The organism is Actinoalloteichus caeruleus DSM 43889 (assembly GCF_000429185.2).
In the GTDB taxonomy this organism is placed as follows: Bacteria; Actinomycetota; Actinomycetes; order Mycobacteriales; family Pseudonocardiaceae; genus Actinoalloteichus_B; species Actinoalloteichus_B caeruleus.
The window spans coordinates 5,328,444-5,339,303 of sequence record NZ_AUBJ02000001.1; the positions used below are offsets into that span (position 1 = coordinate 5,328,444).

Consider the following 10,860-nt stretch of genomic DNA (forward strand, 5'->3'; position numbering starts at 1 on the left):
GGTCCAGTGACGAGTGGAGGACATCCCTGCCATGACAGCGTCCACGTTACGGCGGAGGTCGGTGAGAAAGGCGCCCGTCCTCGCGGCGGCGGCCCTCCTGACCACCGCGATGGTGCCGGTGACCTCGGGGGCGGCCTTCGGCGGCGCCCCGGCCGACGACCTGCCGGCCGACGTCGAGGTCGAGCCCCGCCAGCCCTCCGAGTACGAGGCGGCCTTCCTCGACCAGTACGAGAAGATCAAGGACCCGGCCAGCGGCTACTTCCGCGAGTTCGACGGGCTGCTGGTGCCCTACCACTCGGTCGAGACGTTGTTGGTGGAGGCACCCGACCACGGCCACCAGACCACCTCCGAGGCGTTCAGCTACTACCTGTGGCTGGAGGCGAGCTACGGCAGGGTGACCGGCGACTGGGAGCCGTTCAACGCGGCCTGGGAGTCGCTGGAGCGCTTCGCCATCCCGGGGACCGAGGACCAACCGACGAACTCCTCCTACGACCCCGGGAGCCCCGCGACCTACGCGGCCGAGCACCCCTCGCCCACGCAGTACCCCGCACTGCTCCGCCAGGACGTGCCGGTCGGTGAGGACCCGCTGGCCAGCGAGCTGAGCGCCACCTACGGCACCGACGAGATCTACGGCATGCACTGGCTGCTCGACGTGGACAACGTCTACGGCTACGGCTTCTGCGGCGACGGGACCGACGACGAGCCGGCCTTCATCAACACCTACCAGCGCGGTTCGGGCGAGTCGGTGTGGGAGACCGTTCCGCACCCCTCCTGCGAGACCTTCGAGTTCGGCGGGGAGAACGGCTTCCTCGACCTCTTCACCGACGACCAGGCCTACTCCCCGCAGTGGCGCTACACCAACGCCCCCGACGCCGACGCCAGGGCCGTCCAGGTCGCCTACCTGGCGCAGACCTGGGCCGAGGAGCAGGGGCAGGCGGGAGCGGTCGCCGACACCGTGGCCGACGCCGCGAAGATGGGTGACTACCTGCGGTACTCGATGTACGACAAGTACTTCAAGCAGATCGGCGACTGCACCAGCGAGACCGGGTGCCCGGGAGCGCAGGGCAAGGACAGCGCGCACTACCTGCTGTCCTGGTACTACTCGTGGGGCGGGGCCCTGGCCGACGCCCAGTACCCGTGGGCGTTCCGCATCGGCTCCAGCGCCTCCCACCAGGGCTACCAGAACGTCCTGGCCGCCTGGGCGCTGTCCGAGGTCGACGGGCTGATCCCCGAGTCACCGACCGCCCAGGAGGACTGGGCCACCAGCCTCGACCGCCAACTGGAGTTCCTGCGGTGGCTCCAGTCCGCCGACGGTGGCATCGCCGGCGGCGCCACCAACAGCTGGCAGGGCGACTACTCCGACCCTGGAGCGGACCACCCCACCTTCTACGGGATGGCCTACGACTGGCAGCCGGTGTGGAACGACCCGCCGAGCAACAACTGGTTCGGTTTCCAGGTGTGGGACATGGAGCGGGTTGCCCAGTACCACCACATCACCGGCGACGAGCGCGCCGGCGAGATCCTCGACAACTGGATCCCCTGGGCCATCGAGCACACCACGGTCGGAACCGGGGGCGACTTCGGGGTGCCGAGCAACCTCTCGTGGAGCGGGGAGCCCGACACCTGGGACGCCGCCAACCCCGGTGACAACGCGTCGCTGCGGGTGAGCGTGGTGGACCAGAGCCAGGACGTCGGCGTGGCCGCGGGTCTGGCCAAGACGCTGCTCTACTACGCGGCCGCCACCGGCGACAGCGCCGCCCTGGCGACCGGGGAGGGGCTGCTCGACGCGCTGTTGGCGAACCAGACCGACCTCGGTATCGCCACCGAGGAGACCCGGGAGGACTACTCGCGGTTCGATGAGACCGGGGACCAGCAGCTCTACATCCCCAACGGCTGGACCGGCACGATGCCCAACGGGGACGTGATCGACTCCGACTCCACCTTCGGGTCCATCCGCAGCTTCTACCAGGACGACCCCGACTGGCCGCAGGTGCAGGCCTACCTGGACGGCGGACCGGCGCCGACCTTCACCTACCACCGGTTCTGGGCGCAGACGGACATCGCGACCGCCTTCGCGACCCACGCCGAACTCTTCGGCTGACCCGTTGACCGGGGCGCCATCCGCTCAACGGCGAGCGGGTGGCGCCCCACTCCGTCCTGGGTGGCCTGCCGGGGTCGACCTGGTCCGGGTCGGGCGCCGGCTCACACCGAGCCGCGCAACACCAGCTCGTTGGGGAGGATGACCGGTTCGCTGGTCGTGCTCCCGCCCTCGATGAGGGTCAACAGCATGCGGGTCATCTCGCGCCCCATCAGTTCCGTCGGCTGTCGTACCGAGGTCAGTGGGGGGTCGGTGTGCCTGGCCGTCTCGGAGTCGTCGAACCCGATGATGGCGACGTCGTCCGGGACCCGTCGCCCGGCCGCCCGCAGCGCGCGCAACGCGCCGACGGCCATCATGTCGCTCGCGGCGAACACGGCGTCCAGCTCGGGGTCGCGTTCGAGCAGCTGGCGCATCGCCCGTTCGCCGCTCTCCTGGCTGAAGTCGCCGAAGGCGCACAGGTCGCGGGGGACTCCCCGCCGCCCGCGGAGGGCCTTGCGGTAGCCGGCGAGCCGGTCCACCCCCACCGACATGTCCTGCGGTCCGGTGATCGCCGCGATGCGGCGGCGACCGCGCTCGTAGAGATGGGCGGTCGCGGCGCGCGCGCCCTCGACGTTGTCGGAGTCGACGTAGGGGAGGGAGGGGTGTGAGAGCTGCGGACGGCCGGACATGACCACCGGCGTGCCGTTCTCCATCAGCCGCCACGGCAGCGGATCGTCCCCGTGCACGGAGACCAGGACGGCCCCGTCGACGTGACCGTTGCGGACGTACTGCTCGACCTGGGCGTGTTCCCGGGCGGTCCAGGCCATCACCAGCACCAGTTGGAGACCGCTGGCGGACAGTTCCTTGCTGACACCCCGCAGCAGACTGCCGAAGAAGGGCTCGGTGAAGACGCGGGACTCCGGTTCGGAGACGACGAAGGCCACCGAGTCGGCGCGACGGGTGGCGAGGCTCCTGGCGGCCCGGTTGGGAACGTAACCCAGTTGCTGCACGGCCTCCAGCACCGACGCTCGAGCGGCCTCGCTGACCTGGGGGGAACCGTTGACCACACGGGAGACCGTCCCCCGGGACACCCCCGCGGCCGCCGCCACCTGTTCCAGGGTGGGACGGGCACTCCCGTTCCCGCTGCGTGTGGCTTCCACCACTGATGTACCTCCCCGACTAGCGCCTACCCAAGGGGCCGTTCCGAGCCCCGCTGGCCAACCGACTGGTGGTGGGCCAGCGAGGTGCTCCCCGCCCCGCCCCCGTGGTGGGTGTGAGCGCTCCTACCGCCGATGGTAGGCCACCCGGACCACTGGAACCGAGACGACGAACGCCCTGGTGGTGGAGTGGTCACGGTGCGTGAGGCCCCGCGTCGAGCCTACTCGTGAGAGCGCTCCCGGGCTAGTTGGCGCCGGGGCAAGCGACGAGCGCCACGTTGGAGGGTGACCACAAAGGACCACTGGTTCGTTTGTCCCTCCATCGAGGACTTTTCGAGCAGGTCAGCGTGCGGTTTCGATGGGTGGGTCGACCCCGGAGCGTGATCTTCAGGTCACGGGCCTGCAACAGTGCTTGACAGTGGGGCGTGTCACTCGAAGACTGGTCAAGCGAATTTGGGAGCGCTCACATGAGGTGTGGCGCCGTCGTTCCTCGAGCAGGTCGACCGTCGCACCCACCAACAGGGAGTTCGAGGTGCGTGATTCAACGATGCGTCACTTATCCAGGACAACGCTGACCGTTTCGGCCGGGATGGCGGCCGTGCTGACGCTGGCCTCGTGCGGTGGTGGCGGGGGAGGTGGTGGCGGCGCCGACGGTGAGATCGAGCTGACCATCGCGACCTTCGGCTCGATGGGCTACGAGGCCCTGCTGGAGGAGTACGAGGAGCAGAACCCGGGCATCACCATCGTCCAGCAGCACACGGGACGGTCCCCCGCCCACCACCAGAACCTGTTCCAGAAGCTCGGCGCCGGATCGGGACTGTCCGACATCGAGGCCGTGGAGGAGGGGCACATGGCCCGGGCCCGGGGTGCCTCCTCCCGCTTCAACGACCTCACCGAGATCGGTCCCGAGGGGCTCGAGGACCGCTGGCAGGAGTGGAAGTACGCCGGCGGTCAGGACGCCGAGGGCCGGTTGATCGGCTATGGGACCGACATGGGCCCGCTGGCGATGTGCTACCGACAGGACCTCTTCGAGGAGGCTGGCCTGCCCTCCGACCCGGAGGAGGTGGCTCCCCTGTTCGAGACCTGGGAGGCCTACTTCGAGGCCGGCGACGAGTTCACCTCGGCCGACATCGGCTCCGCCTGGTTCGACAACGGCAGCCAGGTCTTCAACGCCATGAACAACCAGCTCGAGTTCGGCTACTACGACGCCGAGGACAACCTGATCGTCGAGAGCAACGAGGACGTCCGGCACAACTGGGACCGGATGACCGCGGCGGTCGAGGGCGGCCAGTCCGCCGGGCTGGCGGCGTTCAGCAACGAGTGGGAGAGCGGGTTCGCCGACTCGGCGTTCGCGACCAAGACCTGCCCCGCGTGGATGATGGGGCCGATCAAGGAGCACTCCGGCGAGGAGCACGCCGGGCAGTGGGCCATCAGCCCGACCTTCCCCGACGGCGGCGGCAACTGGGGCGGCACCTACCTGACGGTGCCCACCCAGAGCGAGCACCCCGAGGAGGCGGCGGAGCTGGCGGCCTGGCTCACCGCCCCCGAGCAGCAGATCCGCGCCTTCGTGGCGGAGGGCCCGTTCCCGGCGCAGGTCGAGGCCCTCGACATGGAGGAGCTGCTGGAGCACCGCGACGACTACTTCGCCACCCCGGACGTCGGACCGCTCTTCTCGGAGGCGGCCAAGCGGATCGAGCGGGCGCAGTACAAGGGCCCGAGCGACGGCGACCTGCAGGACAACGTCTTCGGACCGGCCATCCAGACCATCGAGCAGGGACTGGCCAGCCCGGACGAGGCGTGGGAGCAGGCGGTACGCGGCGCCAACGAACTGGAGGGCTGACCGCGACCTCCCGGACGGGGCGCCGTGACGGCGCCCCGTCCGCTCCACGACCGTCATCCGTCCGCCGCGTCCGCGCAGCCCCTACCGAGGAGGGGAGTTGGCCGATCTGCGCTCCGAGACCGCCGAGGTGTCCCGGAAACCGTCTCCACCGCCCGGAGGCCGTTCAGGCTCCGGTAAGAACGACCTGACCCTGCGACAGCGCCTCTACCGCTTCGACGTCAAGTCGGCGCCCTACTTCTACATCGCGCCGTTCTTCATCGTCTTCGGCCTGGTCGGCCTGTTCCCGCTGCTCTTCACCGCCTACGTCTCGCTGTTCGACTGGGACATGCTGGCGGACGAACAGCAGTTCGTGGGGCTCGACAACTACGCCAGGCTGATCGAGTCGGACCAGTTCTGGAAGGCGCTGGTCAACACCATCAGCATCTTCCTGCTGTCCACCGGTCCGCAGCTGGTGATCGCGGTGCTGCTGGCCGTGCTGCTGGACGCGAGGATCCGCGCCCGCACCGGCTTCCGCGTCAGCGTGCTGATCCCGTACGTGGTGAGCCTCGTCGCCCTGGGCATCATCTTCAGCAACCTGTTCGGGCACAACTACGGTCTGATCAACAACGTGCTGGAGTTCTTCGGTTTCGACCGGATCAACTGGCACAGCGACCGCTTCGCCAGCCACGTCGCCATCGCCACGATGGTGAACTGGCGGTGGACCGGGTACAACGCGCTCATCATCCTGGCCGCCATGCAGGCCATCCCCCGGGACCTCTACGAGGCCGCGGTCGTCGACGGGGCCGGGCCCTTCCGCCGGTTCTTCAGCGTCACGATGCCGCTGCTGCGGCCCACGCTGATCTTCGTCGTGATCACCTCGACCATCGGTGGTCTCCAGATCTTCACCGAGCCCAAGCTGTTCAGCGACATCCCGGGCTCGAACAACGGCGGGTCGGACAACCAGTTCCAGACCATCACCCTGTTCATGTACCAGGCCGGATTCGAGCGTTTCGACCTCGGGTACGCCTCGGCGATCGCCTGGACGCTGTTCCTGCTGATCGTCGTGATCGCGCTGATCAACTTCCTGATCACCCGCCGGATCGCCTCGACCGGGGAGGAACGTCGATGAGTACCCAGACCGCTCCCCGGCCACCGAGGACCCGACGCCGCGCGTCCGAGGGAGGAGAACACGCCTCCCTGATCAGCCGGCCGCGCTTCCTGACCTACGGCCTGCTGCTCGCGTTCGTCCTCGGGTCGGTCTTCCCGCTCTGGTGGTCGTTCATCGTCGCCAGCCACGAGAGCTCCGTGGTGCGGGAACGCATCCCACCCCTGCTGCCCGGTGCGAACTTCTTCTCCCACGCCGCCGAGGTGTTCGACACCGTTCCCTTCTGGCTGGCGTTGGGCAACAGCCTGATCGTGGCCACCACGGTGACGGTCTCGGTGGTGCTCTTCGGGACCCTCGCCGGCTACGCCTTCGCCCGGCTGCGGTTCAGGGGGAGCGGCGCCCTGTTCGCCTTCGTGGTCGCCACGCTGGCGGTACCCACCCAGCTGGGCATCATCCCCCTCTACATCGCGATGACCTCCTACGGCTGGCAGGGCCAGCTCGCCGCCGTGATCGTCCCGAACCTCGTGACCGCGTTCGGCGTGTTCTGGATGCGCCAGTACCTGGTCGGAGCGCTGCCCCACGAACTGCTGGAGGCCGCGAGGGTCGATGGGTGCAGCATGATCAGGACCTTCTGGCACGTGGTCCTGCCGATCGCCCGCCCCGCGGCCGCGATCCTCGGCCTGTTCACCTTCATGCACTCCTGGAACGACTTCCTCTGGCCCCTCGTGGTCCTGGACGCGCAGAACCCGACCGTGCAGGTGGCCCTGGAACGGCTCCAGGCCGGCTACTACACCAACTACTCGCTGGTGCTGGCCGGGACGACGCTGGCCACGATCCCGATCCTCCTGGTCTTCGTCATCTTCGGGAAGCAGATCGTCGCCAACATCGCCCAGGGAGCGGTGAAGGGATGAGCGGGCCCGCGGGGCCCGACCGCCGACCGGACGCGCCTCCGGTCGGCGCCTTCCCCGCGGGGTTCACCTGATCTCTCCGCCGCAGACACACCAGCGAGCAACACCGAGCCAAGGACGGAGGCGAGGGGCGCTCCCCGGCGATCGGCCGGGGACGGCGCGCCCCCACAACGAGATGACGGAACACACTGCCCAGGACCCGGCCGCGAGTTCGGCCGCCATCACGTTCCCGGAGGGATTCCTCTGGGGAGCGTCCACCGCGTCCTTCCAGATCGAGGGCTCCACCACCGCCGACGGGCGCACCGACTCCATCTGGGACGTCCTCTGCAGGAAACCCGGCGCGGTGGCCAACGCGGACACCGGTGACCCGGCGGCGGACCACTACCGCCGGGTGTCCGAGGACGTCGCGCTGATGGCGGATCTCGGACTGGCCACCTACCGGTTCTCCGTCGCGTGGCCGCGGGTGCGACCGGACGGTGGGTCGGTCAACCAGCGGGGCCTGGACTTCTACCGGGGTCTGGTCGACGAGCTGCTGGAACGCGACATCGTTCCGTGGATCACCCTCTACCACTGGGACCTCCCGCAGGCCCTGGAGGAACGGGGCGGGTGGACGAACCGGGACACCGCCTACCGCTTCGCCGAGTACGCCGACACGGTGGTCACCGCGCTCGGTGACCGGGTGCCCTACTGGACCACGCTGAACGAGCCCTTCTGCGCGGCGTTCCTCGGGTACGCCTCCGGAGAGCACGCCCCGGGGCGGACCGAGCCGGACGCCGCGGTCGCCGCCGTGCACCACCTGCTGGTGGCCCACGGTCTCGGCACGGCGCTGATCAGGGCGCGGCGGCCCGACGTCAAGCTGGGCATCACGCTGAACCCCGCGCCCATCGTGCCGGCGGACCCGGACGACCCGGTGGACGTCGCCGCCGCCAGGCGGGTGGACCTGGTGCGCAACCGCGTCTTCCTCGATCCGCTGTTCCGGGGCGAGTACCCGGAGGACGCCCACACGCAGTTCGACCAGTTCGGGTTCTCCGAACTCGTGCGGGACGGTGACCTGAAGCTCATCTCCCAGCCGATCGACCTGTTGGGCGTGAACTTCTACCACGACGAGGTCGTCTCCGGGCACGGCGGGACGGAGGCGCCCTCGCTGGACGGACGTCCCACACCCCTCGTGGGCGCGGCCCCCTTCAGCAATCCCGAGCGCGACCTGCCCAGGACCGCGATGGGTTGGCCGGTCGACCCCCGGGGGCTGACCGACCTGTTGCTGCGACTGCACCGGGAGTACCCGGGCGTTCCGCTCTACGTCACGGAGAACGGCGCGGCCTACCTGGACACGGTGGCGGAGGACGGCCAGGTCCATGACGAGGACCGCACCCGGTACCTCGACGGGCACCTGCGAGCCGTGCACGACGCCATCGAGCAGGGCGTCGACCTGCGCGGGTACTGCTGCTGGTCGCTGCTGGACAACTTCGAGTGGGCCTGGGGCTACGACCAGCGGTTCGGTGTCGTCCACGTCGACTACAAGACGCAGGAACGGACCGTCAAGGACAGCGGCAGGTTCTTCGCCCGCGTGATCAAGGCCAACGGGATACCCGGCTCCGGCGACTGAGGACAGGCGCGGCCGGGCCGGCGCGGGGGCGCCCGAGGGTCATGACCCGGGTGCCCCCGCCCGCCATCCACCGAAGTCGGCGGACCGGGGAGGCCGCCACCCGGAACACACCGCCCCACCGCTCGTCCGCTCCCTCCGGCTCGCGCCGGCTCCCGGTCGGCGAGTTCCACGGGCGAGGGCCAGCGCCCCTCCCGCCACCCGGCGGGAGCTCCCGGTCGGGCCGGTCCCGAGCGGGACCGACCAGCCGCCGGAGCGCCGCTGGACGTCCCGTGGACCGCGCTCGGTGCCGGAGGTGCCGCCCGGACGCCGTCCCCGGCACGGGCCGGGTCCTCCCGGCGCACCCGCCGCGCCGACGCCCCGCGCGCCCCGAGCCCGGTGCGGCCGGGGCCGCCCGAGGTGCCCGGGACCCGGTGGCGGTGGCGACGACCGCGTCCAGGGCGTTCCCCCGATGATCGTCAGTCGGGGTGACAACCGGTTCCCGACTCCCTCCTCCGGAGGAATCCTCCCGTGCCCGGGGGGAGCCGCTCGCGCGCACCGCGCGGGAAGTGTGACCGCTCCGTGTCACCAATCGGGTGCCCTGCGTGCCCGTTCGCGAGATCATCAGGGCCAGGTTCACGGTGCCGCCGCGCGGCACACCCCGGTCCCGAGCCCCAACCGCCGCCCGGGGGCCTCGCCGATGGGAGTCCTGATGACCACGACAGCACGCCTCGGGACCGGGCAGCGGCCCGGGGTCCTCGTCGTCCTGCTGCTCGGTTCGACCCTGAGCGTGATGGCGGGCGCCATCCTGGGGCCGGTGATCGAGGTGCTGCGCGCCGACCTGGCCGTCACGGGAACGGCGGCGGGCCTGGTGCTCACCGCCCACTCCCTGGCGATCGCGCTCGCGAGCCCCCTGGTGGGATGGGTCATGGACCGCTGGGGGGTGCGCCGCCCGTTGGTGGTGGGGCTCCTGGTGTACGGCTTGGCCGGGGGAGCCGGGCTGGTGGTCGAGTCCTACACCCAGCTGCTGGTCACCCGCCTGGTCTTCGGTCTGGGGGCGGCGGCGGTCTTCACGGGGACGACGGTGGCGGTCCTCATGCTCTACCAGGGGACGGCCCGCGACCGCGTCGTGGGATGGCGGTCGACGGCCGTCAGCATGGGGGGTGTGCTCTGGCCGCTGATCGGGGGAGCCGCGGGAGCGGTCTCCTGGCACGGCCCGTTCGCCGTCTACCTCGTCGGAGTCCCGATCGCGATCGCGACCCTGGTGGTGCTCCCGGAGGTGCCCGCGCCGGCCCGGGGCGGTGGAGGTGGAGGACTGGTCTCGCTGCTGCGTGTGCCGCGCCTGATGGCGTACTGCGGGCTGCTCCTGGTACTGGCGATGTTGATGCTCGTCGTCGCGGTCTTCCTGCCCCAACGGCTCGCCCAGGTCGGCGTGCACAACCCCTTCGTCGTGTCGGTCTTCAGCGCGGTCCTCGCGGTCGCGATGAGCCTCGTGGGCCTGGGGTACGCCCGGATCCGGGGACGCCTCCGGTACCCGGCGATGCTGCGGGTCGCGGTGGTGGGCTGGAGTGCCGGCTTCCTCTGCCTCGGCCTGACCGACTCACCGCCGCTCATCCTGCTCGCCGTGATCGTCTTCGGTCTGGGCATGGGGCTGGCGATGCCCGCCCTCACCGTGCTGATCGCCGATGCCGCACCGCCAGCCGCACGGGCGCAGGCCGCTTCGTTGACCGGGACCGCCACCTTCGCGGGCCAGTTCGCCGCGCCGCTGCTGTTCGGTCCCCTGATGGAGGCGACCTCGATCAGGGCTGGTTTCCTGTCCGCCGCCGGCCTGTCGGTGATCCTGGTGGTGGGCCTGCTGTTCCTGCCGGCGGAGGCGCGGCAGGTGGAGGCGGCGGGCGAACCGGCGGAGGCCGCCTCGGCGACCCCGCGCGGCGCGGCCTCGGGGGAGGCGGGGAGCTGACGGAGCTGGGCACGAGGGGCGGTGGGAGCTCCGCTCCCGCCGGGTGACCGGCTCGGGGCGCGCTTCCAGCCCTCGTCCGGGGCATGGCGTCCCGCCACCGGCGAGAACCGGGAAGGCGGAACGGACCACCGGCCCAGCTGTTTGTCCGGCATTTGGAGCAATGGAATTCCTCGGGTGGGGGAGTATTCGTTCCGGCGTCCCCGGGAAGGAACGGAGAATTCGGGCGGAACGCACTCGAGGGCATCACGTGGT

7 protein-coding genes are annotated in these 10,860 nt (G+C 70.4%); 6 read left to right on the plus strand and 1 reads right to left on the minus strand.

What is annotated here, in order from left to right; translation table 11 throughout:
- Positions 1-61: 61 nt before the first annotated feature.
- A complete protein-coding gene (locus tag G443_RS21725) occupies positions 62-2,101 on the plus strand; it encodes a glycoside hydrolase family 48 protein (protein ID WP_026418584.1) in 2,040 nt (679 codons plus the stop codon).
- 101 nt (positions 2,102-2,202) lie between these two features.
- Here the strand turns inward: G443_RS21725 and G443_RS21730 are convergent, their stop codons facing one another.
- Positions 2,203-3,237, minus strand: coding sequence for a LacI family DNA-binding transcriptional regulator (locus tag G443_RS21730; protein ID WP_026418583.1), 1,035 nt, complete (start codon positions 3,235-3,237; stop codon positions 2,203-2,205).
- Between the two features lie 544 nt (positions 3,238-3,781).
- On the opposite strand from G443_RS21730, the gene G443_RS21735 reads away from it, so the two are divergent.
- The 5 genes from G443_RS21735 (at position 3,782) to G443_RS21755 (ending at position 10,608) form a co-directional block, all read left to right on the plus strand.
- Entirely contained in the window at positions 3,782-5,074 is a 1,293-nt protein-coding gene (locus G443_RS21735) for an ABC transporter substrate-binding protein (protein ID WP_372492997.1), read from the plus strand.
- A gap of 184 nt (positions 5,075-5,258) precedes the next feature.
- Entirely contained in the window at positions 5,259-6,182 is a 924-nt protein-coding gene (locus G443_RS21740) for a carbohydrate ABC transporter permease (RefSeq protein ID WP_162182577.1), read from the plus strand.
- The gene (locus G443_RS21745; protein WP_026418580.1) at positions 6,179-7,069 is read left to right on the plus strand and encodes a carbohydrate ABC transporter permease; all 891 of its coding nucleotides are present in this window, start codon (positions 6,179-6,181) and stop codon (positions 7,067-7,069) included. The genes G443_RS21740 and G443_RS21745 overlap by 4 nt, the downstream gene beginning before the upstream one ends.
- Positions 7,070-7,241: 172 nt before the next feature.
- Positions 7,242-8,672 carry a GH1 family beta-glucosidase gene (locus G443_RS21750; protein WP_026418579.1) on the plus strand — a complete coding sequence of 477 codons (1,431 nt, stop codon included), beginning with the start codon at positions 7,242-7,244 and terminating at the stop codon, positions 8,670-8,672.
- A 688-nt stretch (positions 8,673-9,360) separates the two neighbouring features.
- Positions 9,361-10,608 carry an MFS transporter gene (locus tag G443_RS21755; protein WP_081715385.1) on the plus strand — a complete coding sequence of 416 codons (1,248 nt, stop codon included), beginning with the start codon at positions 9,361-9,363 and terminating at the stop codon, positions 10,606-10,608.
- Positions 10,609-10,860 lie beyond the last annotated feature (252 nt).

Coding starts and splice junctions, on each gene's coding strand:
- G443_RS21745 (WP_026418580.1), top strand. CDS start 6,179: ATGAGTACCCAGACCGCTCCCCGGCCACCGAGGACCCGACGCCGCGCG.
- G443_RS21750 (WP_026418579.1), top strand. CDS start 7,242: ATGACGGAACACACTGCCCAGGACCCGGCCGCGAGTTCGGCCGCCATC.
- G443_RS21735 (WP_372492997.1), top strand. CDS start 3,782: ATGCGTCACTTATCCAGGACAACGCTGACCGTTTCGGCCGGGATGGCG.
- G443_RS21755 (WP_081715385.1), top strand. CDS start 9,361: ATGACCACGACAGCACGCCTCGGGACCGGGCAGCGGCCCGGGGTCCTC.